Here is a 26,446-nt window from a genome sequence, read left to right on the forward strand (position 1 = left end):
CATTCTTGACGCGGACGGTTTCATCAGGCGGCGCTCATGGCAAGTTGCCGTAGCTGTTCAACTTTGATGAATGACTCTTCCTTGGATTGCAGGATGGCCATGGCCTGTGGCTGCGCGTTGAATAGCGCGCCGTTGGTTATGCGGGCCAATTTCAGTAAATGGCGACCTTCATAGACGTTGTAGTTGACTAGCAGGTCCAGGTTTTCCGCGATGCGGGGCAGCTCTTCCGGAGTGGGTTTGCCGAAGGCCTCGTAATTTTCGTCGACCCAATAAGCCCAGGCCAACCCTTGTTGAACCTTTGGAGCGTGTTCCGGGATGTTGAATGCCGAGAAGTCACCCTGCCATTTGAGTTTCGAGTGGGGCCAACTCAACCACCCACCACGCTCTTCACCAAAGTGAACCGGCCCAGGCGAGAACACCCCCCGCCAAGGACCAAAAAGTTGCTGCGAAGCCTCTCCCGCCGTATACACCAACGCAGCCCACAAACTCGGTTTGTGAAAACTCAACAGACTCTGCCCGCCAGACCCGTCGTTCGCGCGCAGTAACCAGCGCGCGTGCGCCAGTGCCGCGGTCGCGTCTTCTGCTACCAGCGCAATTCCGGAATAGTTCTCCTCACACAACCGCGCAGCTTCGGCTGCCAACTGGCTGCCCCACGGTGCCACAAGCCACAACGGGCCATCGGCGGCGAGTTCGGCGAAATCGGTGCCGATGAACAAGCCTTGGGCGTTCATCGGTTCGCCGATGCGGTAGAGGCGGCTCATGGCTTCGGGTTGGCGAGTGCGGTCGATGATGAAACACAGGGCCTGGCTCGATTGTTCTCTGGGTAGCGAATCGAATTCGTAACGAGGCTCGGCGAGCAGGGCGTTCAACGCGCTTACATGCATGTGCAATCCTTACGGCTGCAGGCGCCGTTGCTTTGTTTGCCGCACAGCGGCGTGATGCCTGACTCGTTGAGGCGGCTCGGGAGCGGCGCTTTGCCGGCCACGTCGGCGTCTGCTGCCTTCATGGGGCCCGGCAACAATGGCGCGGCGGGTGTGCCCGAGCCCGGTCCACCGCCCGAGTTGACCTTGACCTGTGCTCCGCTGATCGTCACACCCCCCGCATCCACCTTCACAAAACTCCCGCCAGCCTTGGCCGTGAGCTCCATGCCAGCTTCGATCACGACCTTTTCCCCAGCGCTGTAGTGGATCTCCTGCCCAGCCTCGACAAACTGCGCGGTCCCCACCTTCACATGCTGGGTCACCGCCACGGTCAGATGATCATCCGCCCGCGCTTCCGTTTTGCGATCGAGGTGAGTGATGCGGTGTTCTTCGACTTTGAATTCGCTGTAAACATTGGCCTCGACCGTGTCGTGCCGCTCGTTACCGATGCGGATTTTCTGGTCGTGCTCGATGTTTTCATCCCAGTCGCGCTGGGCGTGCAGGTAGATCTGCTCGGCACCTTTTTTGTCTTCGATGCGAAATTCGTTGTAGCCCTGGCCGCCCGGTGAGCTGAGGGTTTTGAAGGTGCTGCGGGTTTTGTTGGCCGGCAGGTCGTAGGGGACGACGTTTTCCTTGTGGTACAGGCAGCCGGTAATCAGTGGTTGGTCGGGGTCGCCTTCGAGGAAGGTGACGAGCACTTCCATGCCGACGCGTGGGCTGGCGATTCCGCCGTAGGCGCTGCCGGCCCAACCGGTGGCGACGCGCAGCCAGCAACTGGTCGCGTCGTTGCTTTGGCCATCGCGGTCCCAGTGAAATTGCACTTTGACGCGGCCGTATTCGTCGCAGTGGATTTCTTCACCCGGCGGGCCGGTGACGATGGCGGTCTGGCTGCCAAGCACTTGCGGCTTCGGGTGTTCGAGGGCAGGGCGGTAGTGCGCGTCCCACGGGGTGGCGAGAAAGCGGTTGCGATAGCCTTGGTGGAAATCGTCTTTGTTCTGGGTCACGTCGCTGGTGACGTTCGCGCCGAGCACTTGCGGTTGCTTGCCTTCATGGACCACTTCCAGCAGGAGCCAGAGGTCGTTCCATTCGCTGCGCGGATGTTCGCTCAGGGCCAGAAAGTGGCCGCTGACCAGCGTCGGGTCGTCGCTTTTGCCTTCCGCCAGTTTGTAGTCGCTGCGATGGCGTTCGAGGGCGCGAGTGGCCAGTTGTTTGCCACGGGCGCGGTCGGTGAAGCGGCCGGGGTAGTCGTAGTCTTCCAGGTCCGGGGCGAACGTGCTTTTTGCGGCGCCTTCGGGCAGGATGCGCGGCTTTTCGAAGTCGTAGTCGCGACGGCTGACGCGGGAGGTGCGGGTTTCCAGGCGCAGGTTGAAGCGTTTGATCACCGGTTTCTCGGCGGCCATGCCGGAGTCTTGCTGGTAGGCCACGGCGGCGAGTTTGCGGAATACGGTTTGGTCGTCACCGAATACCAGAGTGTGGCCGCTGGCACTGTGCTGGAAGTGGAAGTGGATGCCTTCTTCTTCACACAGACGCTGAATGAAATGCAGGTCGGACTCATCGTACTGCACGCAGTAGATGCGTTCCGGGTAGATCGCGCCGAGCTGGAAGCTGTAGGCGTCGGCCAGAATGCCGCGCGCCTCCAGCACCTGGGCGATGATCTTCGGCACGGTCAGATGCTGGAAGATCTGTTGATCATGGTTGTGCCGCAGGTAGGCGAGTTGCGGGACCAGACTGATGCTGTAGCGGGTCAGGCTTTTGCCGGAGTCGCCTTGCTCGATGCGATAGACCAGGCCGTGGATCAGGCCTTTGCCGGTGGCGCCGAAGGTCAGGCAGCCGCGCTTGTGCAGTAACTCTTCGAGTTTCAGATCGGGGCGAGCGCTGACCAGTTCGATGTCAAAACAGAACGGCTGATTGAGGGCTTCGCGACCGACGAAACTGAGCACTTGAAGGTCAACGGAAACGCCTTCCAGCGTAAGGGAAATATGGGTTGCGTTCGCGTCCAGCATGCCTTGAATTCCGTCCTTTGGATAAGCTGGGGCGGATGGTGCAGCATTAAAGCGACTGGTTCAAGGCGCAAATGGCGTAGGTGAAACGCCCTTGCGGCATAGGGAAATCTCTGATGGCGAGTGTTTTGGCCAATGGATAGGGAGGTTTTGCTTCATGGGAACTACAATCAACACCGTCATCGAGTCAGCGTCCTTGCCGAAGAAAATGCAGTGCCCGGCACTAAGCCATCGCGAGCAGGCTCGCTCCCACAGTGGATCGACTCGAACGCTGAACCTGTTCGCCGAAATCCAGAGTAGGAGCGAGGAGGTCATCCGCCTCAGCGAAGATCCAGCTGCCTCCGATACGGTAAATCCGGGCCAGTCTTGCTGCAGGTCAGCGCCGCCGCCTGCACGGCAAACTTCAGCATCGCGTCGATTTGCTCGCGGCTCAACTGACCCACGCCCTCAATCGAATCCAGTTCATGCTCGGTCAGCCAGGTAATCAGCGCCGCCTGAAACGTATCGCCGGCGCCCACGGTGTCAGCCATCTTCACGGCGCACGCCGGCACCGACCATGAACCGTGCTGACGGCTGAACACTGTCGCGCCGTCGCCACCGCGGGTCAGAAACACCAACTGACAGCGCTGCTGCAGCCAGCCTTCGATAACCCGCTGAGGATCCTGCTCCGGATACAACAGGCTCAAATCCTCATCGCTGACTTTGATCAAGTCTGCGAGAGCCACCAACGTGGCCACGCGGGAACGCCATAGCTCGATGTTTGGTTCCGGATTGAGGCGCACATTCGGGTCGAGGCTGATCAGGCGCTTGCCACTCTCACGTTGCACCAAGGCTAGCAAGGTGTCGGCGATCGGTTGCACCACCAGCGAAAACGAGCCGATATGCAGGCCCCGCACTTCCGGGCCCAACGACGGCAGGTGTTCCGGTTTCAACTGCCGATCCGCGCAGCCTTCGCCGCGGAAACTGTAGTGCGGCGAGCCATTGGCGCCGACTGCAACCATCGCCAGAGTAGTGGGCGCTGCGAAGTCGATGAGGTAATCCGGACGCACGCCTTCTTCCTGCAACACTTGCTGCAAGCGCCGGCCCAGGTAGTCCGTAGACAGCCCGGCAAACAGCGCCGCGTCCACGCCCAGGCGGCGCAAACCGACCGCCACGTTGAACGGCGAGCCACCGGCAATCGCCTTGAAATTGATTTTTGAAGCCAGCCCGCTGGCGTCGTCTTCACTGAAAAAATCGAACAGCGCTTCGCCACACACCAGATACATAATTGCTCGCTCTTTAAAGGGTTGCGACATGCTGTTGATAGCGTTCATAGGCCTGCTGGCAGGCCGCGACATTGTCCGGGATCGGCCGGGTTTCGCTGGCCGGATCGAGTTTTACGCAGCGCTCGCACAACTGCGCGAGACTTTCTTCCCGGCCATCTTCCCGGGACACGCACCACGCGGCCTGAATCGCCGCGCCGAGGGCGGCGGCTTCACTTTGCTCGGTGCAGATGACCGGGGTATTCATTATGTCAGCGACGATTTGTCGCCAGGCAGCGCTTTTCGAGCCGCCGCCGATCAGGCAGATGCTGCGGCTTTGTAATCCATTGTGCCGCAACAGGTCCAGCCCGTAGCGCAAACCGAAGGTCGTGCCTTCGACCACGGCGCGACACAGGTTGGCCTGGGTCAGGTTGGTCATGGTCAAACCTTGCAGGCTGCCGGTGGCATGGGGCAGGGCGGGGACGCGTTCACCGTTGAAAAACGGCAGCATGCACACACCTTCGGCACCGATGGGTGCTTGCGCGACTCGATGGTTGAACGTGTCGATATCGAGGTCGAACAGTTCGCGAATCACGCCGGTGGCGTTGGTCAGGTTCATCGTGCAGATCAGCGGCAGCCAGCCGCCGCTGGATGAACAGAACGTCGCTACCGAGGCGTCGGGGCTGACGGTCGGCTGGTCGGCGTAGGCGTACACCGTGCCCGAGGAACCCAGGCTCATGGTGATTGCGCCGGGGCGGATATTACCGGTGCCGATCGCGCCCATCATGTTGTCGCCGCCGCCGCTGGACACCCGCGCCCGCGGGTTGATCCCCAGATGCGCGGCGATGTCCGGCAGGATCGTGCCAACCGCTTGCTGCGCGTCGATCAGTTCCGGCAGCGCGGCCTGCAGACGTCCGCCGGGATCGATGTGACGCAACAGTTCAAGATCCCACTGGCGATTGCGCACGTTGAAGTAACCGGTGCCGGAGGCATCGCCGTATTCACTGCAGGCGCGGCCGGTGAGCCAGAAATTCAGGTAGTCGTGGGGCAGCAGAATGTGAGCGATGCGGGCAAAAACGTCGGGGTGGTGATTTTTGCTCCACAGCAATTTGGAAACGGTATAACCCGGCGCAATGACTACGCCGAGGCGTGCCAGCGAGCCGTTTTCGCCGCGAAGGTGGGTGAGTAATTGATCGTTTTCCGCAGTGGATTCGGTGTCGCACCACAGCTTGGCCGGGCGCAGCGGCAGCCCATGGTCATCGAGCAACACCAGGCCGTGTTGTTGGCCCGAGACGCCAATGCCGAGAATATGCTGGCCGTCGACGCTCGCTGTCAGCAATGCATCGCGAGTTGCCAGTGTGAACGCTTCAAGCCATTGCGACGTGTCCTGCTCGCGGCGGCCGTTGGCGCCGCTGATCAGCGTGTGCGCGGCGGCACCCTGGCCAAGGACCTGTCCGCTGCGGGCATCAAGGACGATGGCTTTGGTGCCTTGGGTGCCGCAGTCGATGCCGAGGAATAGTTGTTGCTTTGCCATGGTGAATCCTTGGAGTGTCAGGTCAATCTGGGTGAAGCCAATCGCGAGCAGGCTCACTCCCACATTGGATTTCGGTGGGCACGGACTTTGGGTACGACTTCGATCCCATGTGGAAGCGAGCCTGCTCGCGATAACGCTAAGCCAGCACCCGCTCCAGCGTCCGTGTCACCCCAACCTCACGCAAGCTGTTACAGCACCACTCAAAAGCCGCGACGAACTCTGCTGATTGTGGAATGGCCGTGCCGAAAATCTCCTCAACCCCCAGCAATCGTTGGGTAATCAACGCATCATCGGCCACCATCGCCTGGCAAAATGCTGCGCGTGGATCCGGGACGGTGTAGGTAACGCCATTCTCATCCACGCCCTTCAAATAAAGCGCCCACGCCGCCACCACCAACGCCGCGCGCCGGGTCTCACGGCCATCGGCAATCAGCCGGTTGATCGTCGGTACGGTAAATTTGGGAAACTTCGATGAGCCGTCCGAGCACACGCGCTCCAGCTGATCGGCAATCGCCTGATTGGAGAAACGCGCCACCAGGGTGTTCTTGTATTCCGTGAGGTCGATTCCCGGCACAGGCGACAATTGCGGCGTCACGTCCAGGTCCATGTACGCGCGCATGTAGCGCACAAACAATGGGTCGTTCATGGTCTCGTGGACGAATCGATAGCCCTTCAAAAACCCCAGGTACGTCAACGCCAGATGGCTGCCGTTGAGCAATTTGATCTTCATTTCTTCGTACGGCGTGACATCGTCGGTGAACTGCACGCCGACCTTTTCCCACGCTGGGCGTCTATTGACGAACTTATCTTCCAGCACCCACTGCACGAACGGCTCGCAGACCACCGGCCAGGCATCGTCGACCGCGTGTTTGTCGGCCAGTTGCAGGCGATGTTGGGTGCTGGTCATCGGCGTGATGCGGTCGACCATCGCATTCGGAAAACTGACGTGGCTGTCGATCCAGTCGCGTAACGCCGGATCGCGCAGGCCGGCAAAGGCGAGCAGCGCCTTGCGCGTGACGGCGCCGTTGTGCGGCAGGTTATCGCAGGACATCAGCGTGAACGCCGGGGTGCCGGCGGCGCGGCGTTTGGCCAAGGCCGCGCAAAGGAAACCGAACACTGTTTTCGGTTGGTCCGGGTGGGCCAGATCGTGCTGGATCTGCGGCAAGTGCGCCATGAATTCGCCGTTGCTGTCGTCGATGCAATAACCGCCTTCGGTGATGGTCAGCGAGACAATGCGGATCTCGGGACTGGCGAGTTTGTCGATAAGCGTTGGCGCGCCGTCCTCGGCCAGGAGCATGTCGCGGATCGCGCCGATGACGCGGACTTCGGTGTGGTCGCTGTCACCGAGCTCGAACAGGGTGAACAGGTAATCCTGCTCGCGCAAATCGTCGCGGGCTCGGCGGTCTTCGGCGCGCAGGCCAACGCCGCAAATCGCCCAGTCGAGGCCTTCGCCGGTGTTCATCAAGGCGTCGGTGTAATAAGCCTGATGGGCGCGGTGGAAACCGCCGACGCCGATGTGCGCGATGCCTTGGCGGGTATCGCCGAGGGCGTAGGCGGGCAGCATCACTTCAGGCGCGAGGTGGTGCAGGTTCAGTTTATTGAGTTTCATCACAGGCTCTCTGAAATCAGGCAGCAACGCGCAGCGGACGGGTCAGTGCCACGCCGTCGGCATCGAATAAATGACAGTGTTCGGCGTCCAGGTGCAGGCTCAGGGTTTCCCCGTAACGGCTGGCGAGGTCACCGCGAACGCGCATCGTCAGCGCTTCGCCGGCGGTGGTGATGACGTGGCAGAAGGTGTCGCTGCCCAGGCGTTCGCTGACGTCGGCGGTGACTTGCAGCGTGCAGTCTCCGGGCTGCGCCAGTTGCAGATGCTCCGGCCGGATACCCAATGTCACAGCGCCGCCAACACTGAGCGTGGCACCGCTCAACGGCAGGGTGATGCGCGTGCCGGCGTCCAGCTGGACTTCGCAGTGCTGGCTGTCGACGCGGGTGAGTGTGCCTTTGAGGAAGCCCATTTTCGGCGTGCCGAGGAAGCCCGCGACAAACAGGTTGGCCGGTTGGTGGTAGAGGTCGAGTGGCGAGCCGACCTGTTCGATTTTGCCGCCGTTCAAGACGACTACTTTGTCGGCCATGGTCATCGCTTCGACCTGATCGTGGGTCACGTAGATCATGGTGGCCTGCAGGTCTTTGTGCAGGCGCAACAGCTCCAGGCGCATTTGCACGCGCAACGCTGCGTCGAGGTTGGACAGCGGTTCATCGAACAGGAAGATTTTCGGATTGCGCACGATGGCCCGACCGATCGCGACGCGCTGGCGCTGGCCCCCGGAGAGCTGTTTAGGCTTGCGTTCAAGCATCGGGCCGAGTTCGAGAATGCGCGCCGCTTCGCCGACTTTTTTCTCGACTTCGGCTTTGGGCACGCCCGCCAGATCGAGCGCGAACGACATGTTTTTGCGCACGCTCATGTGCGGGTACAGGGCGTAGGTCTGAAACACCATCGCCAGATCGCGCTTGGCCGGGCTGACTTCGGTGATGTCGCGGCCATCGAGCTCAATGGTGCCGCCGCTGACTTCTTCCAGACCGGCGATCAGGCGCAGCAGGGTGGATTTGCCGCAGCCAGAAGGACCGACGAAGACCACGAATTCCTTGTCGTTCACTTCCAGGTCGATGCCTTTGATGATGGAAAAGCCTTCGAAGCCTTTTTGCAGATTCTTGATTTTCAGGTTGGCCATGATCATGGGCCTCCGCATGCTGTTATTCGATTGAACCTGTGGGAGCGAGCCTGCTCGCGATGACGGCCTGACATTCATTATTGATGTCGACTGACCCACCGCTATCGCGAGCAGGCTCGCTCCCACAGGGATTCGCATTGAGTCAGGAGTACGGGGGAATTCATTTCACCGCACCAAACGACAACCCGCGCACCAGCTGTTTCTGGCTGATCCAGCCGAAAATCAGAATCGGTGCGCACGCCAGCGTCGACACCGCCGACAACTTGGCCCAGAACAATCCTTCAGGACTTGAATACGAGGCGATCAACGCGGTCAGTGGCGCCGCTTTCGACGAGGTCAGGTTCAGCGACCAGAACGCCTCGTTCCAGCACAGAATCAACGACAGCAACACCGTGGAGGCCAGGCCGCCCTTGGCGATCGGTAGCAACACGCGGACCATTTCCTGCCACAGCGTCGCACCGTCCAGCCGCGCCGCTTCGAGGATGTCCTTGGGGATGTCCTTGAAGTAGGTGTAAATCATCCAGACCACGATCGGCAGGTTGATCAGCGTGTAGATCACGATCAGCGCTATACGCGTATCGAGCAGACCAAAACTCTTGGCCAGCAGGTAGATCGGCATCAGCACGCCCACCGGCGGCAGCATTTTGGTCGAGAGCATCCACAGCAGCGTGCCCTTGGTGCGCTGGGTTTCGTAGAACGCCATCGAGTAGGCCGCTGGCACCGCGATCAGCAGGCACAGTGCCGTGGCGCTGAAGGAAATCACCACCGAATTCCAGGCGAAGCTGAAGTAATCGCTGCGCTCGTTGATGTGCAGGTAGTTTTCCAGCGTCGGCGTGAAGACGAACTGCGGCGGCGTGGCGAAGGCGTCGATCTCGGTCTTGAAACTGGTCAGCACCATCCAGAAAATCGGAAAGAAAATCAGGATCGCAATCGCCCAGGCGAGGGTGCCCAGCAACAGGCTTTGCAAACGACGGGATTGTTGAAGAGTCATGGCAGGCCTCAGGCTTTGTCGGTCAGGTTTTTGCCGATCATTCGCACCAGCACGATGGCCGCGATGTTGGCAATCACCACCGCGATCAGGCCCCCGGCAGAGGCCATGCCGACATCGAACTGGACCAGCGCCTGGTTGTAGATCAGGTAGGCGAGGTTGGTCGAGGCGTATCCGGGGCCGCCGTTGGTTGTGGTAAAAATTTCCGCGAACACCGAGAGCAGGAAGATGGTTTCGATCATCACCACTACAGCAATCGGCCGCGCCAGGTGCGGCAGGGTCAGGTGCCAGAAGATTGCGACGGGGCCGGCGCCGTCGAGGCGCGCGGCTTCCTTCTGTTCCTGATCCAGCGACTGCATAGCGGTCATCAGGATCAGGATCGCGAACGGCAACCATTGCCAGGACACAATGATGATGATCGACAGCAGCGGGTAGTGCGCCAGCCAGTCCACCGGTTGCGCCCCGAACAGTTTCCAGACGTAGGCGAGAATCCCGGAGACCGGATGGAAGATCAGGTTCTTCCAGATCAGCGCGCCGACGGTGGGCATGATGAAGAACGGCGAGATCAGCATGACCCGCACGATACCGCGGCCGAGAAACTCACTGGCTTCAAGCAACGCACTGATCAGCACGCCGAGTACCACGCTGATTAACAGCACGCTGCCGACCAGCAGCAGGGTGTTGGTGGCGCCGGGCATGAAGCCCGAATCAGTCAGGAAGTACGTGAAGTTCTCCAGCCCGACGAACTCGTTTTCACCGGGGTAGAGCAAGTTGTAGCGGATCAGCGAGAAATACACGGTCATGCCCAGCGGCACGATCATCCACAGCAGCAACAACGCCACCGAGGGGCTGACCAGAAACCAGCCGGGATTGGCCAACCGACTTTTGCGCACCGGTTGGGGGATGTCCATGTGAGCTTTGGCAGTTGAGGTATTCATGGCGATTAACCGATTGGGAGCAAGAGCAGACCTGCAGCAAGCCCTGTAGGAGCCGGCTTGCTGGCGATAGGTGCAACGCCGATCGACAGGTAGACCACGTTACCGTTCATCGCCAGCAAGCCGGCTCCTACAGGGGGTTGGGGTTACTTCGGATAACCCGCGCGCTTCATCTCGCGCTCGGTTGTTTGCTGTGCTGCAGTCAGGGCCTGGTCGACCGTGGTCTGGCCGATCAACGCCGCCGAGAACAACTTGCCGACCTGCGTGCCGACAGCCTGAAACTCCGGAATGGTCACCAACTGAATGCCGATGTAAGGCACCGGTTTGGCGCTAGGCTTGCTTGGGTCGGCGGCCTTCAACGACTCCAGCGTGACTTTGGCGAACGGCGCGGCATTCATATAAGCCTCGCTGTAGGTCGAGGCACGGGTGCCCGGCGGCACGTTCGCAATGCCGTCTTTTTCCGCGACCAGTGCGCCGTATTCTTTCGAGGTCGCCCAGGCGCTGAAGGTTTTCGCCGCGTCCTTGGCTTTGGAACTGGTGGGTATCGCCAGTGCCCAGGAATAGAGCCAGGCCGAGCCTTTGTCAGTGGTTTCATGCGGCGCGAAGGTAAAGCCGACATGCTCGCTGACTTTGCTTTGGGTCTTGTCGGTCACGAAAGAACCGGCAACGCTGGCATCCACCCAGATTGCGCACTTGCCGCTGTTGAACAGCGCCAGGTTTTCGTTGAAGCCGTTACTGGAAGCACCCGGCGGGCCGGATTTCTTCATGGTATCGACATAGAAGTTCAGTGCGTTTTTCCACTCGGGGCCAGTGAATTCCGGTTTCCATTGCCCGTCGAACCAGCGTGCGCCATAGGCATTGGCGACCGTGGTGATCAGCGCCATGTTCTCGCCCCAGCCGGCCTTGCCGCGCAGGCAAATGCCGTACTGCTCTTTGTCTTTGTTGGTCAGTTTGCTGGCGAATTCGCTGATTTGCGTCCAGGTCGGGCGCTCTGGCATGGTCAGCCCGGCCTCTTTGAACAAATCCGTGCGGTAGTAGGTGATCGAGCTTTCAGCGTAGAACGGCAGCGCGTACAGCGAACCCTTGACTGACAGGCCTTCGCGAACCGAAGGGAAGACATCGTCGAGCGCGTAGGTTGCCGGCAAATCCTTCATCGGTTCCAGCCAGCCCTTGGCGCCCCACAGTGCAGCTTCGTACATACCGATGGTCAGCACGTCGAACTGGCCGCCCTGGGTCGCGATGTCGGTTGTCAGGCGCTGACGCAGCACGTTTTCTTCCAGGACCACCCAATTGAGCTTGATCTCCGGATGCTCGGTCTCGAAGGTTTTCGAGAGTTTTTGCATGCGGATCATGTCGCTGTTGTTGACGGTGGCGATGGTCAGAGTCTGGGCGCCAAGGCTGACGCTGCTGAGGGTCATGCAGGTGAGGGCGAGCAAAGTTTTTACACAAGGTTGCATCAAGCACTCCTTTTCTGCACCGGTGGGTTACAGAAGGACAGTTATTGTTTTTGTGTCTTCCGAGGGCTGGAAGAATGTGCACTGATTACAGCCTTGATTAGCGGATGAAACAAATCGTCCATCGCACTTCAACCAATACTTTTTTGCACTGGGCTGATCTGGCCAGGATTTAATATGCCTCCTGTCGCAGCAGCCGAAGGCTCGGGCCGCGGCCGAAGGTCCGAGGCGAAGCAGTCGCCGGCATTCAATTACGACAGGGATCCAGCGCCTGCTGCGCAGGCGGACGCAGCCTTCGGCAGCTGCTACAGGGGGTGATCAGTGCTGATTGCGCTCAGTCAGCCGCTGTACTGCCAAGCGCCGGTAATGCGAAGGCGTCATGCCTTTGAGCTGCTGAAACCGCCTGTTGAAGTTGGAAATATTGTTGAAGCCCGATTCAAAGCACACATCGGTCACCGGCTTGTCACCATCGGCCAGCAACTCGCAGGACTTGCTGATGCGCAACCGATTGACAAACTCGATAAAGCACCGCCCGGTCGCCTGCTTGAACACACGGCTGAAGTAAGTCGGCTTCATGCCCAGATGCCCGGCGACCTCTTCCAGAGGCAGCTCGCGGGCATAGTGGGCAAAGATGTAATCCACCGCCCGGTTGGTGCGATCGATATTGTGTTCGTCTGCCAGTTGCGGGGTTGTCGCACCCGACAACAGTTGGTAATCGTCGGATGCAGCCAGCAGCTCCAGCAAAATAAAGAAGTGCCCGAGCCGGGTCACGCCGCTGGAGTCGGCGATCCGCTGCATCAAATCGGTGGCCTGGCGAATCGTATGTTTGCAGCGAAACTCAATGCCGTACTGGGCGCGCTCCAGCAGAGGTGCAAGCGATCTCAATTCGGCAAATACCTGATGACCGCCTTCAAACAACTCATCGGTGAAATTCACCAGCATGTCTCGCTTGGGTACCACTTCATCCTCGGCTACCTGGCTGATCCAGTTGTGCGGGAGGTTGGGGCCGGTGAGGAACAAGGTATCCGGGTAGAAGTTGCCGATGTAATCGCCAATGAACACCTTGCCGGAGCTGGCGACGATCAAGTGCAACTCGTACTCCTTGTGAAAGTGCCAGCGCACCAGCGGGCACGGGAATCCATGCTGGCGATAGATGATGGACAACCCGTTGTGGTCGTCCATCAATTCGTAGGAGGGGTCGGTCACTCTGGCCGTTCGGTTCATGTCGGGCTGCTTTTATTGTTATCGCACCCCGATCATGCCCTTTTCCCGACGCTTTATGCCAGTGCTCAGCCAGCTCGAGTCAGGGCCGGGCATGCAGCCTGTCACCGTAAACGGCTTTCATGCTCGTGGCGCTCCAGCAATATCGAACAAGGTTGGACTCTTCGAAAAAGTCGGTATTGATGATGCTGCAACGCGTGATCCAGTTGCCGGTAGTGCTGAACCAATCGTTGATATGGTTTTTAATATGTTGAGGCCCGCCGAGCCGGGTATAGGTGGTTGCCGACAGCGACCACAGGAGTGGAGTACTCGGTGTTTCAGCGAGTGTCTTGACGATAAGTCGCTGCAATTGATCGGTATCGGTAATGCCGCTGCCAGACCATTTGTGTGGAATATTCCGCCAGATGTATTCGCCATCCAGGCCGGGCCTGGAAACCGCAGAGATGACGACCCTGCGGCGTGAGCTGTCCTGCTTGAGTTGCCCGACCGTCTTGGTCGAGTCGAACCAGGAGATCAAACGCGTCCCGAGCCGGTTCAGGAGGATCTCGCCAAGCTTTTGATGATTGAACGGTTTATCGCCATCACCCAGTTGATGAAGATCCAGAACGACGAACTCGTTGGTGTTGGCGTCGAGAAACGCCACCAGCGCCTCGATCAAGTCGTCCAGTACGCGGTGCGACTGAAAACCATTGTGATGAAAGTAGAAGATCGACTGATCGGCGGCTTCGCGAAAACCGAGGCGTATGTCGAACACTCGTGCGCCATTGGCAAGTTGCCAGGCAAATGAATCGTTTTGACAGGTCGTCCAGTTGCCGACGATCACTTCGTAATTGGGTGCTTTTTTATCCATGCCGGCGTTATGAGCGCTTGGCCAGACAATATCGGTCAGTCTGAGCGTGTCGATGTCGAGGACGTTGCTCATCCAGGTTTTTTTATTCAGGTGATCTGATTGGGTGCGAGTCATGAGCATTCCTTTGTGGCTGACGTCTCTCCGTCCTGGAGAGAGGTGATTAAATCAGTATCGAGCCATGAGGTTTTCGGGCGCGACGGCTGACTTTATAATCAGCCTCGGCAAGGTGGCCAAGTGTCGGCTTGATACAGGAAGTATCTGCCAACAACTCGATTGGTTCCTTCAGGTTAGCGCGGACTGTTTACTAAGGGCGATTCTTTGCTTCGATCCATTGCGCCATGTATTGAGTGCTCTTGTGCTGATGATGACGCAACATGCTCCCGGTAAAATTGTTTGTGCGAAGTTGATCAAGCTGTTGCTGGCAGTGCATCAGTCTGTCGATCAGCGCCGGACCATGAACCGCTTGCCGGTAACGTTCGCCCAACAGCGCAAACCCCAGGCACTGCGCGTTCTGCCACTGCTGCTCGTCGCTGTACAGCCGCACTGCGTGATCGGCCAGCTGCCGAGCGGTGCTGGCGACAGCTCCCGGCCACGGCGCATCGCCATGCATGCCTTCGGCACCCATCGGCGTGGTGATACTTGGCGTGCCACAGAGCATCGCCTCGACGATCTTGCCTTTGATGCCGGCGCCAAAACGCAGTGGCGCCAGACACACTCGCGCGGCCGACATCACTTGCAACGCATCCTCTGCCCAGTTCATCACATGGAACCCCTGCGCCGCGTTATGCAATGCCGTGGCTTTGGGCGGCGTATAAGCGCCATAGATGTGCAATTGCGCGGTCGGCAACTGTTCACGAATCATCGGCCACAGGGTGGTCTTCATCCAGAGTACGGCGTCCCAGTTGGGCGCATGGCGGAAGTTGCCAATACTGAGAAAGTGCGTACGGTCTTCAAAGGGCGTCGGCGTTGAAGTCGGGATATCAACCATCAACGGGCACCACTGCAGCATCTCGCGCGGCACGTTGAACTGCTCTACCAACAACTCGATTTCCACTTGCGAAATCATCAAGTTCAAGTCACAGCGATAAATCGCAGCGATCTCGCGCTTGGCCAGATCGGTGTTGGCCATGAGGGCAAACTCTTCAGGCAACGCCGGTGCGAACAACTCGCTAAAGTCGTTGCCGTCGTCGCTGGCTTTCAGACGGTCTTTGAGGCGCTGATGCCGGGCATGCCGCAGGCTTTGCAGGTCCTGGGTGGCCAACACACGTATCGCGTCGGGGCAGTGTTGTTCGACGCGCCAGCCGAACTGCTCTTCCATCATGAATTGCTCGAACACGACGATGTCCGGCGCCAGTTCGCTGATAAAGGCGTCAAAGCTGCTGTTGTTCAGTTGAATCGGTACTTCACGAATGCCCAGCGCCGTCAGATCTTCCTGATGCTCGCCAGCGCCCGCCGGGCTGCTGAAGGTGACGTCCCAGCCTTGTTGCAGGAACGTCCCGAGCAACTGCATGACATACCCGCCAGCTGCGGAAGATCGGGGTTCAGGCCAGACGTAACCAATCATCAGGACTTTGGTTGCGCGGGGTTGATTCATGAGGGGCATTTCCTTGAAGCGGGGCCGGGATGACAGCGGGGCGCAATTAAACCACAGCCGCTGGCAGATCCTCAGCCCGCATCAATCGCTGTCAGGCGAGCATGCCTTTGACCTTGTCACGCAGTTGATCAATGGAGAACGGTTTGCCGATGACGTGCATACCGTCCGGTACATCGATGCTTTCCGCGTAACCGCTGGCGAACAGGATAGGCAGTTCGGGGCGAAGCATTCGCGCCTGCTTGGCCAGCTCTTTGCCATCCATGCCGGGCAGGCCGACGTCCGTCATCATCAGGTCGATGTACTGATCTTCATCGTTGAGAAACTCCAGGGCCTTTTCGCTGCCGTCCGCCTCCAGCACCTGGAATTCCAGCTCCTCGAGCACATCGACAATCAGCATGCGCACGATGTTGTCGTCTTCAACGACCAGGATGATGGATTTTTCGGTGGACATAGTGAGGCTCTCAAAAATGGAAAGTGCGTTGGCCGATCAATCTAATGTGCCGCGGCCATGCATGAGTAACTGAGGTGACCCGACAAGTTCCCAAACTCGCTGCAAAAAGAATAGCTGCACCAGAGTCGATAAGGATAACCCCTACGGCGCCCGAGAGCAGATGAATGTAGGAATTTGAGTAAAAACACGTCAGAAGATTGGATCAATGTAGCCGTTCTGGGGCAAACTCCCGGGTTTTCAACAGTTCGACAAGGCTTCGTTATGACCATGGCGTCTTCGGTTGATGAGCAACGGTTCCGCAAACTTTTAAGCCGCAACGTCAGCCTGCCACTGGGCGTGGGCGTACTGAGCGCGGTTTTCTTTGTCTCGCTGATCACTTACTTGCTGTCGGTGATTCAATGGGTCGAGCACACCGACCGGGTAATCAATAATTCTAACGAAGCGATCAAGCTGACTGTCGATCTGGAAACCGGCATGCGCGGCTTTCTGCTCAGTGGCGACGAAAAATTCCTTGAACCCTATGAAACCGCTCGGCCAAGGGTCACCGTCGCACTCAATACTTTGCTCGAACTGACTGCGGACAACCCGGTGCAAACCGATCGGCTGAAAAGGCTGCAGGCCCTGCAAATCGAATGGGCCACCTATGCGCAAGGTCTGATCGATCTGCAGCGAACCAACGGTGACTACCGCGGGGCCGTCAAGGCAGGGCGTGGCAAGCGACTGACCGACGAGATCCGTAAGCAGTTTGAAGACGTGATCGACATGGAGCAGCAGTTGCGTACCGCGCGTAACGCTGAAGTGCGCCGTACCACGCTCTGGAGCATCGGCCTCTACGTGTTGTTTATCGTCGGCATCAGCGCCTTGCTCGCTTATATCGGTCGCCGTGATTTGCTCAATCTTTCGCAAAGCTACAGCACCAATCTGGCTGCGCAACAGGCCAGCGCTCGCAGGCTGGAGCAACAGGCCTGGTTGCGCAATGGCCAGACCGAACTGGCCGAGCAAGTGTTGGGGCAACTGTCGCTCAACCTGCTGGGTCGCAACATTCTGCAGTTCTGCGCGCAATACCTCGACACCGCGGTGGCGGCGCTCTATGTGCGTGAAGAGCACGGCGGCCTCAAGCGCGTCGCCAGTTACGGGTTTTCGCGGGAGCAGGAAGAACGCGATCAACAGATCTTCAGCGGCGAGGGGATTGTCGGGCAAGTGGCGGAAAATAACCGTCTGATTCGCCTCGATAACGTACCCAATGATTATTTCAAAGTCAGTTCAGGCCTCGGCAACGGCTTCCCGCACAGCGTACTGGTAGTGCCGACCAGCGATGACAAGCGGGTCAATGGCGTTATCGAGCTGGGCTTCCTGCGTCCGCTGGACGAACGTGACGTCGAATTGCTGGAACTGATTGCCGGCAACATTGGTACCTCTATTGAGGCCGCCCGTTATCGCCAGCGCCTGCAGGAAGTGCTCGCCGAAACCCAGCAGCTCAACGAAGAGTTGCAGGTACAGCAGGAAGAACTCAAGACTGCCAACGAAGAGCTGGAAGAGCAGTCGCGCATCCTCAAGGAATCCCAGGCGCATCTGGAAACCCAGCAGGTCGAGCTGGAACAGACCAACGAACAACTGGCCGAACAAGCGCAAATCCTTGCCGATCAGCGCGACGCCATGGACGTAAAAAATACCGAACTCAATCAGGTGCAGATGCAACTTGAAGAGCGCGCCGACGAGTTGCAACGCTCCAGCAAGTACAAGTCCGAATTCCTCGCCAACATGTCCCACGAACTGCGCACGCCGCTGAACAGTTCGTTGATTCTGGCAAAACTGCTGGCCGAGAACCCGCAGGACAACCTGAGCGCCGAGCAGGTCAAGTTTGCCGAGTCGATCTATTCGGCGGGCAACGACCTGTTGAACCTGATCAACGACATCCTCGACATCTCCAAGGTCGAGGCCGGCAAGCTGGATGTCCGTCCGGAGAACACCAGCGTTGCCCGTCTGGTCGACGGCCTGCGCGGCATGTTCCAGCCGATGGCAGCGGACAAGCAGCTGGATTTCCAGGTCGAGTTGCAACCTGGCGCGCCGATGATGATTTACACCGATCGCCAGCGCCTGGAGCAAGTCGTCAAGAACCTGCTGTCGAACGCGGTGAAATTCACCGAAAAAGGCACGGTCAGCCTCAGCGTGGCCAGCCAACCCGACAACGGCATTGCGTTTGTTGTACGCGATTCCGGTATCGGCATCGCCGACGATCAGCAGGAAAGCATCTTCGAAGCGTTCCGCCAGGCGGACGGCACCACCAATCGCCGCTACGGCGGCACCGGGCTGGGTCTGTCGATTTCCCGTGATCTGGCGGCGTTGCTCGGCGGCTCGATCAGCGTCAACAGCGAACCGGGGCAGGGCAGCGTGTTCACTCTGGTCCTGCCGCAACATTATGTTGAACCGGGTGAAGAGCCGATCGAGCCGGTGAAGACTGCACCGGTAGCGCCGCCGCAGAAACCGCAACCTGCGGCGCTGGTGCCGCTGATCGCCGAGGTCGATATCCCGCGTTTCGACGACGACCGCAGCCAGGCACCGTTTACCACTCGCTGCATTCTGGTGGTGGAAGACGAGCCGAACTTTGCGCGCATCCTTTACGATCTGGCGCACGAATTGGGTTACCAGTGCCTGGTGGCGCATGGGGCCGACGAAGGTTATGACCTGGCCAGGGAGTTCATCCCGGACGCCATCCTGCTGGACATGCGCCTGCCGGACCATTCCGGCCTGACGGTGTTGCAACGCCTGAAAGAACACGCCGAAACCCGGCACATTCCCGTGCATGTGATCTCGGTGGAAGATCGCGTTGAAGCGGCGATGCACATGGGCGCCATCGGTTACGCGGTCAAGCCGACCACCCGCGAAGAGCTCAAGGACGTCTTTGCGCGCCTCGAAGCCAAGCTGACCCAGAAGGTCAAGCGCGTGCTGCTGGTGGAAGATGACGACTTGCAACGCGACAGCATCGCGCGTTTGATCGGCGATGATGACATCGAAATCACCGCCGTTGGTTTCGCCCAAGAAGCGCTCGATCAACTGCGCACGACGATTTTCGACTGCATGATCATCGACCTCAAGCTGCCGGACATGCTCGGCAACGACCTGCTCAAGCGCATGTCGACCGAGGACATCTGCTCGTTCCCGCCGGTCATTGTCTACACCGGGCGCAACCTGACCCGCGACGAAGAGGCGGAGCTTCGCAAGTATTCGCGTTCGATCATCATCAAGGGCGCACGCTCCCCGGAGCGCTTGCTGGACGAGGTCACACTCTTTCTGCACAAAGTAGAATCGCGGTTGTCCCATGAACGCCAGCGGATGCTCAAGACCGCACGCAGCCGCGACAAGGTGTTCGAAGGACGCAAAGTGCTGTTGGTGGACGACGATGTGCGTAACATCTTCGCCCTGACCAGCGCGCTGGAGCAAAAAGGGGCAATTGTGGTCATTGGTCGAAACGGCCGTGAGGCGATTGAAAGGCTGAATGAAGTCGAGGACATCGATCTGGTGTTGATGGACGTGATGATGCCGGAGATGGACGGTTTCGAGGCAACGACCTTGATCCGTCAAGACCCGCGCTGGCGCAAGCTGCCGATCATCGCCGTCACTGCGAAGGCCATGAAAGACGATCAGGAGCGCTGCCTGCAGGCCGGCTCCAATGATTACCTGGCCAAGCCCATCGACCTTGATCGCTTGTTCTCGCTGATTCGCGTGTGGTTACCGAAGATGGAACGCATTTAGTGGAACGCATCAATTCCGAGGGGCGAAACAGCGAAATCGAGTTGCGGCTGTTGATTGAGGCGATCTACCTCAAGTACAGCTACGATTTTCGCGACTACTCTGGTGCCTCGATCAAGCGTCGGGTCAGTCACGCGTTGACTCAGTTCGAGTGCGCGACCATTTCTGCGCTGCAGGAAAAAGTCCTTCATGACCCGACGGCGTTCATGCAGTTACTGCAGCTGCTGACGATCCCGGTCAGCGAGATGTTCCGCGACCCTTCGCACTTCCTGGCGATCCGTAAGGAAGTGGTGCCGCTGCTCAAGACTTATCCGTCGATCAAAATCTGGATTGCCGGTTGCAGCACGGGTGAGGAGGTCTATTCGATGGCGATTCTGCTGCGCGAAGAAGGCCTGCTCGATCGCACGATTATTTACGCCACCGACATCAATCCGCGTTCGCTGGATAAGGCCAAGCAGGGCATCTTCTCGATGGAAAATGTCCGCGCCTACACGCACAATTATCAGCAGGCCGGTGGCCAGCGATCTTTCGCCGACTACTACACCGCCGCTTACGGTTATGCGATTTTTGACAAGACGCTGTGCGAGAACGTGACGTTTGCCGATCACAGCCTGGCGACGGATAGCGTCTTTTCAGAAACTCAATTAATTTCATGTCGTAACGTGTTGATTTATTTCAATAAAAAATTGCAGGACCGAGCGTTTGGGTTGTTCCATGAATCGCTCTGCCATCGTGGATTTCTGGTATTGGGCAGCAAGGAAACCACGGATTTTTCCGCGTTCGCCAAGCAGTTCGAGCCCTTGGTGAAACAAGAACGGATTTACCGGAAATCATGAGCAGTGAAGCGCAATTGCCTCGTATCGAGGCTATCGTGATTGGCGCCTCTGCGGGCGGCGTGGAGGCATTGCTGACCATACTCGGCCCGCTGCGCGCAGGTTTCGTATTACCGATTGTTGTCGTCCTGCATTTGCCTGATGAGCGACGCAGTCATTTGGCAGAGGTGTTCGAGCGCCGGGTAGCGATGCCTGTGCTGGAGGCGCACGACAAAACGCCAATCGAAGCTGGCACGCTGTATTTCGCCGGGCCCGGTTATCATCTGTCGGTGGAGCAGGACCGTTCCTTTTCATTGAGCCTTGAAGACCGCGTACATTATTCACGGCCCGCCATCGACTACCTCTTCGCATCGGCTGCCGATGTTTTCGGTCCGGCATTGGCCGCCGTGTTATTGACCGGCGCCAATCGTGATGGCGCAGCCGGCATGGCCCATGTTCAACAACGTGGCGGTTTGACGATCGTGCAAGACCCGCAAGATGCTCAGGTGGCGACCATGCCCCTGGCGGCGCTGGCTACGCACCAGCCAGACCACATTCTCCCCATAAGCGGCATCGGCCGTCTGCTTGTCGAGCTGGAACGAATCGCATGCTAAGTAACATCCAGGCCAAACTGTTGATCGTCGACGATCTGCCGGAAAACTTGCTGGCACTAGAAGCGCTGATCAAGCGCGAAGATCGCATCGTCTATAAGGCCTTGTCTGCGGATGAGGCACTGTCGCTGCTGCTGCAGCACGAGTTCGCCATGGCCATCCTCGATGTGCAGATGCCGGGCATGAACGGCTTCGAGCTCGCTGAACTGATGCGCGGCACGGAGAAGACCAGGAACATCCCTATCGTATTCGTCAGTGCGGCGGGCCGTGAACTCAACTACGCGTTCAAGGGCTACGAAAGCGGCGCTGTCGATTTCCTCCACAAACCGCTGGATATCCACGCGGTGAAGAGCAAGGTCAACGTGTTCGTCGATCTGTTCCGCCAGAGCAAGGCCATGAAGCAACAGGTCGAAGCCCTGGAGCGCAGCCGTCGGGAGCAGGAGGCGTTGTTGCTGAAGTTGCAGAGCACTCAGCTGGAGCTCGAGCAGGCGGTGCGCATGCGTGATGACTTCATGTCGATTGTTGCCCATGAAGTGCGCACGCCGCTCAATGGCCTGATTCTGGAGACCCAGCTGCGCAAGATGCACCTGGCGCGTGATAACGCTGCAGCGTTCGCGCTGGACAAGATGCACGCGATGGTTGACCGCGACGAACGCCAGATCAAAAGTCTGATCCGCCTGATCGAGGACATGCTTGATGTGTCCCGCATTCGCACGGGCAAGCTGTCGATCCGGCCTTCGCGGTTTGACTTGTCGACGCTGGTGCGCGGCCTGCTGCAGAATTTTGCTCCGCAGGTTGATGCTGCCGAGTCTTCGGTCACTTTGGACGCCGAACATCCGGTGATTGGCAATTGGGATGAATTTCGTATCGAACAGGTGATCTCTAACTTGATTACCAACGCTTTGCGCTACGGCGCCAAGAGTCCGATCAGTGTCAAGGTGTACAGTGAGGGCGCTGAGGCGCGCGTGGAAGTGCGGGATCTGGGGATCGGCATCAGTGAGGAAAACCAGAAGCGTATTTTCCAGCAGTTCGAACGCGTGACGGCCAAGCATGCCGTTGCCGGATTGGGCCTGGGGCTATTTATCTCGGAACAGATTGTGACCGCCCATGGCGGTTCCATCACCGTCGAGAGCCGGATTGGCGAAGGCGCGTTGTTTCGTGTTTGTCTGCCGCTGTAGGAAAACAGCCAGATAAACGCAACCTCTGATCGACCCCACGGTCGTATCAGCAGCTATTGACCGAACAAAGGCTTCCCATGAGTGAAGATGCGCAAGACGTCGTACTGATCGTCGAAGATGACCCCTCCATCCTGATGGTGCTTTCTGCCTATTTGTCGGGTGAGGGTTACCGGGTGTTGAAGGCGGAAAACGGCGAGCAGGCGTTCGAGATTCTCGCGAGCAAACCGCACCTGGACATGATGATCACTGACTTTCGCCTGCCGGGCGGGATTTCCGGGGTGCAGATTGCCGAGCCTGCAGTGAAATTGCGGCCGGAGTTGAAGGTGATTTTCATCAGTGGGTATCCGCAGGAGATTCGTGAAACGGACAGCCCGATTACGCGCAAGGCGCCGATTTTGGGTAAGCCGTTTGATTTGAATGTGTTGCAAGAGTTGATGCAGGACATGTTGTCGTAAGGCCTGAAGGCTGCAGGACCTGTTGTTTCATATCAAAGCCAAAAAAAACGCCGCTCATCTCGCGATGGGCGGCGTTTTTTATTGCTGTAAAACTTTAAGCTTGAACCACCGGAATATTGGCGTTCGCCGCCGCCTCACGGAACTCGGCGATCTGGTCGAACGACAGGTAGCGGTAAACATCAGCCGCCATGCTGTCGATCTTGCCCGCGTATTCCATGTATTCCTCAACAGTCGGCAAGCGACCCAGGATGGAAGCCACCGACGCCAACTCGGCCGAAGCCAGGTAAACGTTGGCGCCGTCACCCAAGCGGTTCGGGAAGTTACGGGTCGATGTCGACACAACGGTCGAGTTCGGCTCTACACGTGCCTGGTTGCCCATGCACAGCGAGCAGCCCGGCATTTCCATGCGCGCGCCAGCCTTGCCGTAGATGCCGTAGTAGCCTTCTTCGGTCAACTGGTGAGCGTCCATCTTGGTCGGCGGCGACAGCCACAGACGAGTCGGCAGCTGACCCTTGACCTGATCCAGCAGTTTACCGGCAGCGCGGAAGTGACCGATGTTGGTCATGCACGAACCGATGAACACTTCGTCGATCTTTTCGCCAGCAACGCTGGACAGCAGACGGGCGTCGTCCGGATCGTTCGGCGCGCAGAGCACAGGCTCTTTGATGTCGGCCAGGTCGATTTCGATGACTTCGGCGTATTCCGCGTCAGCATCGGCAACCATCAGCTCAGGGTTGGCAACCCAGGCTTCCATCGCTTGGGCGCGACGTTCCAGAGTGCGTGGATCGCCGTAGCCTTCGCCGATCATCCAGCGCAGCAGGGTGATGTTGGAGTTCAGGTACTCGGTGATCGACTCTTTCGACAGCTTGATGGTGCAACCGGCAGCCGAGCGTTCAGCCGAGGCGTCGGACAGCTCGAAGGCTTGTTCGATGCTCAGGTTGTCCAGGCCTTCGATTTCCAGAATGCGACCGGAGAAGGCGTTCTTCTTGCCTTTCTTCTCAACGGTCAACAGGCCAGCCTGAATCGCGAAGTAAGGAATGGCGTGAACCAGGTCACGCAGGGTGACGCCCGGTTGCATTTTGCCTTTGAAGCGCACCAGGATCGATTCCGGCATGTCCAGCGGCATCACGCCAGTGGCGGCGGCGAACGCGACCAGGCCAGAACCGGCCGGGAACGAAATGCCCATCGGGAAACGGGTGTGGGAGTCACCACCGGTACCGACGGTATCCGGCAGCAGCATGCGGTTCAGCCAGCTGTGGATGATGCCGTCGCCCGGACGCAGGGAAACGCCGCCGCGGGTCATGATGAAGTCAGGCAGCGTGTGGTGGGTGGTCACATCGATCGGCTTTGGATAGGCCGCGGTGTGGCAGAAGGACTGCATCACCAGATCGGTCGAGAAGCCCAGGCACGCCAGGTCTTTCAGTTCATCGCGGGTCATCGGACCGGTGGTGTCCTGGGAGCCGACGGTGGTCATCTTCGGTTCGCAGTAGGTGCCAGGACGCACACCTTTGCCCTCCGGCAGACCGCAGGCCTTGCCGACCATTTTCTGCGCCAGGGTGTAGCCTTTGCCGGTGTCGACAGGGGCTTCAGGCAACTTGAACAGATCGGTTGGGCCCAGGCCCAGTTCTGCACGCGCCTTGTCGGTCAGACCGCGACCGATGATCAGCGGGATACGGCCGCCGGCGCGAACTTCGTCCAACAGTACCGGGGTCTTCATTTCGAAGGTGGTCAGGACTTCATCAGTGCCGTGTTTGCAGACTTTGCCAGCATGCGGGTACAGGTCGATCACGTCGCCCATGTTCATGTTGGTCACGTCGAATTCGATCGGCAGTGCGCCGGCATCTTCCATGGTGTTGTAGAAGATCGGAGCGATCTTGCTGCCGAAGCAGAAACCGCCGGCACGCTTGTTCGGCACGTAAGGAACGTCGTCGCCGAAGAACCACAGCACCGAGTTGGTGGCGGATTTACGCGAAGAACCGGTACCGACCACGTCACCGACGTAGGCGATCGGGAAGCCTTGACCGCGCATTTCTTCGATCTGCTTCATCGGGCCGGTCTTGCCTTGCTCGTCCGGCACGATGCCTTCACGGGCCATTTTCAGCATGGCGAGCGCGTGCAGCGGGATGTCCGGGCGGGACCAGGCGTCCGGAGCAGGGGACAGGTCGTCGGTGTTGGTTTCGCCGGTGACCTTGAATACCCGCAGGCTGATCTTGTCAGCCAGGACAGGGCGATTGCGGAACCACTCGCCGTCAGCCCAGGACTGGACCACGCCCTTGGCGTGTTCGTTGCCGTTGCGGGCTTTTTCAGCGACATCATGGAACGCGTCGAACATCAGCAGGGTGTGCTTGAGCTGAGCAGCAGCCACGGCAGCCAGTTCTTCGCTGTCGAGCAGGTCAACCAGGGTCACGATGTTGTAGCCGCCCTGCATGGTGCCGAGCAGTTCAACCGCGCGTTTCTTGTCGATCAACGGGGAGGTGGCTTCGCCTTTGGCGAGTGCAGACAGGAAACCGGCTTTTACATAGGCCGCTTCGTCCACGCCAGGTGGAATGCGATTGGTGATCAGGTCAACGAGGAAAGCTTCTTCGCCAGCCGGGGGATTCTTCAGCAGCTCGACCAGGCCTGCAGTTTGTTCGGCGTTTAGCGGCTGGGGAACGATACCCAGTGCTGCACGCTCTTCGATATGTTTGCGGTAGGCTTCAAGCACAGTTATTACCCTCATCAGTGGTCCCAAATGGGTGTCCGGGACGCTCATCCCGAAATTGCCGTACTCATGCGCTGCATGGCGTTGTGGGCCACTTAGCCAGAATTACCGACAATTCCTTACAGAAGCTGCTTTCAAAGTTTTACGCCTGCAGAACGGGGAGCTGATGAGGGTTGGCGCTGGATTTTTCCCCGCTGGAAAAATCCCTCGCCAACACCGCTCTGAAGGAACGACTGTGCTCGTGACGCTTTGAAAACAGCTTCAAACGGACATTGGCGCCTTAAAAGGCTGGCTGATTCTACGGCAAAAAAAATTTAAAGGTAAGTGAGGGGCTATTGGACTTTGGTGGGTGATCAATGCTGGACAAAGGGCTAACATGCCGACCTGTTCTGCTTTTCGTGCTGTCCCTACTTATGCCCAATCAGACCATCAAAACCCCCTGCGTCGGCCTTTGCTCCACTGTTTACGGTGACCTGGTCTGCCGCGGCTGCAAGCGTTTCCACCACGAAGTGATCAACTGGAACGGTTACAACGAGGAAGAAAAGCGCGCAGTGTGGTTGCGTCTGGAGCAATTGTTGTCCCAGGTGATGGCCAGCAAACTCGAGGTTTTTGACCCCCAGCGCCTGCGTCTGCAGCTGGAACAGCGCAAAATTCGCTTTGTGCCCCATCAGTCGGAATATTGCTGGGCTTATCAGTTGATCGCCCGCGGGGCGCGAGTGATCAATAATCTGGAGGCGTACGGCATGGTGCTGATGCCGGAATTTCGCGACTGGAATTTGCCGGAACTGCGGGATGCGATTGATCGGGAGTTCTTTTTGCTCTCCGAGGCGCACTACCAGCGGTATATCGCGCCCGGGTTTCTCAAAGACGTCTTTGGTGGTTGAACATTTAACCTGTGGCGAGGGAGCTTGCTCCCGCTGGGCCGCGAAGCGGCTCTCATGGATCAACACAAGCTGTCAGGCATATTGTATTGATCGAAGCGGCGACCGCTGCGTAGTCGAGCGGGAGCAAGCTCCCTCGCC

Annotated in this window: 20 protein-coding genes; 6 read left to right on the forward strand and 14 right to left on the reverse strand. The window is 58.7% G+C overall.

The genetic code is table 11. The features are described from left to right. Nucleotides 1-23 precede the first annotated feature (23 nt). From DU29_RS0101560 to DU29_RS0101625, 13 genes are all read right to left on the reverse strand, one after another. Nucleotides 24-884, reverse strand: a complete 861-nt coding sequence (locus tag DU29_RS0101560) for a DUF4123 domain-containing protein (RefSeq protein WP_028620108.1) — start codon at nt 882-884, stop codon at nt 24-26. Next, the gene (locus DU29_RS0101565) at nt 875-2,923 is read right to left on the reverse strand and encodes a type VI secretion system Vgr family protein (RefSeq protein WP_028620109.1); all 2,049 of its coding nucleotides are present in this window, start codon (nt 2,921-2,923) and stop codon (nt 875-877) included. The genes DU29_RS0101560 and DU29_RS0101565 overlap by 10 nt, the downstream gene beginning before the upstream one ends. A gap of 317 nt (nt 2,924-3,240) precedes the next feature. Further along, nucleotides 3,241-4,185, reverse strand: a complete 945-nt coding sequence (locus DU29_RS0101570; protein ID WP_028620110.1) for a carbohydrate kinase family protein — start codon at nt 4,183-4,185, stop codon at nt 3,241-3,243. A gap of 13 nt (nt 4,186-4,198) precedes the next feature. Next, the gene (gene xylB / locus DU29_RS0101575) at nt 4,199-5,695 is read right to left on the reverse strand and encodes a xylulokinase (RefSeq protein ID WP_028620111.1); all 1,497 of its coding nucleotides are present in this window, start codon (nt 5,693-5,695) and stop codon (nt 4,199-4,201) included. A gap of 136 nt (nt 5,696-5,831) precedes the next feature. Then, nucleotides 5,832-7,304: a mannitol dehydrogenase family protein gene (locus tag DU29_RS0101580; RefSeq protein WP_028620112.1), complete on the reverse strand. Its 1,473-nt coding sequence runs from the start codon at nt 7,302-7,304 to the stop codon at nt 5,832-5,834. A 16-nt stretch (nt 7,305-7,320) separates the two neighbouring features. After that, nucleotides 7,321-8,424 carry an ABC transporter ATP-binding protein gene (locus DU29_RS0101585; protein ID WP_028620113.1) on the reverse strand — a complete coding sequence of 368 codons (1,104 nt, stop codon included), beginning with the start codon at nt 8,422-8,424 and terminating at the stop codon, nt 7,321-7,323. 160 nt (nt 8,425-8,584) lie between these two features. Then, entirely contained in the window at nt 8,585-9,415 is an 831-nt protein-coding gene (locus DU29_RS0101590) for a carbohydrate ABC transporter permease (RefSeq protein ID WP_028620114.1), read from the reverse strand. An 8-nt stretch (nt 9,416-9,423) separates the two neighbouring features. Continuing rightward, nucleotides 9,424-10,350: a carbohydrate ABC transporter permease gene (locus DU29_RS0101595; protein WP_028620115.1), complete on the reverse strand. Its 927-nt coding sequence runs from the start codon at nt 10,348-10,350 to the stop codon at nt 9,424-9,426. Nucleotides 10,351-10,493: 143 nt separating this feature from the next. After that, nucleotides 10,494-11,804, reverse strand: coding sequence for an ABC transporter substrate-binding protein (locus DU29_RS0101600; protein WP_028620116.1), 1,311 nt, complete (start codon nt 11,802-11,804; stop codon nt 10,494-10,496). A gap of 315 nt (nt 11,805-12,119) precedes the next feature. Further along, nucleotides 12,120-13,025: an AraC family transcriptional regulator gene (locus tag DU29_RS0101610; protein ID WP_028620117.1), complete on the reverse strand. Its 906-nt coding sequence runs from the start codon at nt 13,023-13,025 to the stop codon at nt 12,120-12,122. A gap of 79 nt (nt 13,026-13,104) precedes the next feature. Continuing rightward, the gene (locus DU29_RS0101615; RefSeq protein WP_028620118.1) at nt 13,105-13,986 is read right to left on the reverse strand and encodes a phosphatidylinositol-specific phospholipase C domain-containing protein; all 882 of its coding nucleotides are present in this window, start codon (nt 13,984-13,986) and stop codon (nt 13,105-13,107) included. A 190-nt stretch (nt 13,987-14,176) separates the two neighbouring features. Continuing rightward, a complete protein-coding gene (locus DU29_RS0101620) occupies nt 14,177-15,466 on the reverse strand; it encodes a glycosyltransferase (protein WP_028620119.1) in 1,290 nt (429 codons plus the stop codon). Between the two features lie 91 nt (nt 15,467-15,557). After that, the gene (locus DU29_RS0101625) at nt 15,558-15,917 is read right to left on the reverse strand and encodes a response regulator (RefSeq protein WP_028620120.1); all 360 of its coding nucleotides are present in this window, start codon (nt 15,915-15,917) and stop codon (nt 15,558-15,560) included. 261 nt (nt 15,918-16,178) lie between these two features. On the opposite strand from DU29_RS0101625, the gene DU29_RS0101630 reads away from it, so the two are divergent. From DU29_RS0101630 to DU29_RS0101650, 5 genes are all read left to right on the forward strand, one after another. After that, nucleotides 16,179-19,670 (forward strand): response regulator, encoded by a 3,492-nt coding sequence (locus DU29_RS0101630; RefSeq protein WP_028620121.1) that lies wholly within the window; start codon nt 16,179-16,181, stop codon nt 19,668-19,670. Continuing rightward, nucleotides 19,670-20,503 carry a CheR family methyltransferase gene (locus tag DU29_RS0101635; protein WP_028620122.1) on the forward strand — a complete coding sequence of 278 codons (834 nt, stop codon included), beginning with the start codon at nt 19,670-19,672 and terminating at the stop codon, nt 20,501-20,503. The genes DU29_RS0101630 and DU29_RS0101635 overlap by 1 nt, the downstream gene beginning before the upstream one ends. Then, a complete protein-coding gene (locus DU29_RS0101640; RefSeq protein WP_028620123.1) occupies nt 20,500-21,093 on the forward strand; it encodes a chemotaxis protein CheB in 594 nt (197 codons plus the stop codon). The genes DU29_RS0101635 and DU29_RS0101640 overlap by 4 nt, the downstream gene beginning before the upstream one ends. After that, a complete protein-coding gene (locus tag DU29_RS0101645; RefSeq protein ID WP_028620124.1) occupies nt 21,087-22,268 on the forward strand; it encodes a hybrid sensor histidine kinase/response regulator in 1,182 nt (393 codons plus the stop codon). The genes DU29_RS0101640 and DU29_RS0101645 overlap by 7 nt, the downstream gene beginning before the upstream one ends. A 77-nt stretch (nt 22,269-22,345) precedes the next feature. After that, entirely contained in the window at nt 22,346-22,723 is a 378-nt protein-coding gene (locus DU29_RS0101650) for a response regulator (RefSeq protein ID WP_028620125.1), read from the forward strand. Between the two features lie 94 nt (nt 22,724-22,817). Here DU29_RS0101650 and acnB read toward each other — a convergent pair whose 3' ends face one another. After that, nucleotides 22,818-25,427 (reverse strand): bifunctional aconitate hydratase 2/2-methylisocitrate dehydratase, encoded by a 2,610-nt coding sequence (gene acnB, locus DU29_RS0101655; RefSeq protein ID WP_028620126.1) that lies wholly within the window; start codon nt 25,425-25,427, stop codon nt 22,818-22,820. Nucleotides 25,428-25,837: 410 nt separating this feature from the next. Here acnB and DU29_RS0101660 point away from each other — a divergent pair, with 410 nt between their 5' ends. Further along, the gene (locus DU29_RS0101660; protein ID WP_028620127.1) at nt 25,838-26,308 is read left to right on the forward strand and encodes a DUF1289 domain-containing protein; all 471 of its coding nucleotides are present in this window, start codon (nt 25,838-25,840) and stop codon (nt 26,306-26,308) included. Nucleotides 26,309-26,446 lie beyond the last annotated feature (138 nt).

The sequence above is a fragment of the Pseudomonas sp. Ant30-3 genome, assembly GCF_000690905.1.
Taxonomy (GTDB): domain Bacteria; phylum Pseudomonadota; class Gammaproteobacteria; order Pseudomonadales; family Pseudomonadaceae; genus Aquipseudomonas.

Coding starts and splice junctions, on each gene's coding strand:
- DU29_RS0101660 (WP_028620127.1), top strand. CDS start 25,838: ATGCCCAATCAGACCATCAAAACCCCCTGCGTCGGCCTTTGCTCCACT.
- DU29_RS0101600 (WP_028620116.1), bottom strand. CDS start 11,804: ATGCAACCTTGTGTAAAAACTTTGCTCGCCCTCACCTGCATGACCCTC.
- DU29_RS0101620 (WP_028620119.1), bottom strand. CDS start 15,466: ATGAATCAACCCCGCGCAACCAAAGTCCTGATGATTGGTTACGTCTGG.
- DU29_RS0101590 (WP_028620114.1), bottom strand. CDS start 9,415: ATGACTCTTCAACAATCCCGTCGTTTGCAAAGCCTGTTGCTGGGCACC.
- DU29_RS0101560 (WP_028620108.1), bottom strand. CDS start 884: ATGCATGTAAGCGCGTTGAACGCCCTGCTCGCCGAGCCTCGTTACGAA.
- xylB (WP_028620111.1), bottom strand. CDS start 5,695: ATGGCAAAGCAACAACTATTCCTCGGCATCGACTGCGGCACCCAAGGC.
- DU29_RS0101650 (WP_028620125.1), top strand. CDS start 22,346: ATGAGTGAAGATGCGCAAGACGTCGTACTGATCGTCGAAGATGACCCC.
- DU29_RS0101585 (WP_028620113.1), bottom strand. CDS start 8,424: ATGGCCAACCTGAAAATCAAGAATCTGCAAAAAGGCTTCGAAGGCTTT.
- DU29_RS0101645 (WP_028620124.1), top strand. CDS start 21,087: ATGCTAAGTAACATCCAGGCCAAACTGTTGATCGTCGACGATCTGCCG.
- DU29_RS0101580 (WP_028620112.1), bottom strand. CDS start 7,304: ATGAAACTCAATAAACTGAACCTGCACCACCTCGCGCCTGAAGTGATG.
- DU29_RS0101595 (WP_028620115.1), bottom strand. CDS start 10,350: ATGAATACCTCAACTGCCAAAGCTCACATGGACATCCCCCAACCGGTG.
- DU29_RS0101610 (WP_028620117.1), bottom strand. CDS start 13,025: ATGAACCGAACGGCCAGAGTGACCGACCCCTCCTACGAATTGATGGAC.
- DU29_RS0101625 (WP_028620120.1), bottom strand. CDS start 15,917: ATGTCCACCGAAAAATCCATCATCCTGGTCGTTGAAGACGACAACATC.
- DU29_RS0101565 (WP_028620109.1), bottom strand. CDS start 2,923: ATGCTGGACGCGAACGCAACCCATATTTCCCTTACGCTGGAAGGCGTT.
- DU29_RS0101640 (WP_028620123.1), top strand. CDS start 20,500: ATGAGCAGTGAAGCGCAATTGCCTCGTATCGAGGCTATCGTGATTGGC.
- DU29_RS0101615 (WP_028620118.1), bottom strand. CDS start 13,986: ATGACTCGCACCCAATCAGATCACCTGAATAAAAAAACCTGGATGAGC.
- DU29_RS0101570 (WP_028620110.1), bottom strand. CDS start 4,185: ATGTATCTGGTGTGTGGCGAAGCGCTGTTCGATTTTTTCAGTGAAGAC.
- DU29_RS0101630 (WP_028620121.1), top strand. CDS start 16,179: ATGACCATGGCGTCTTCGGTTGATGAGCAACGGTTCCGCAAACTTTTA.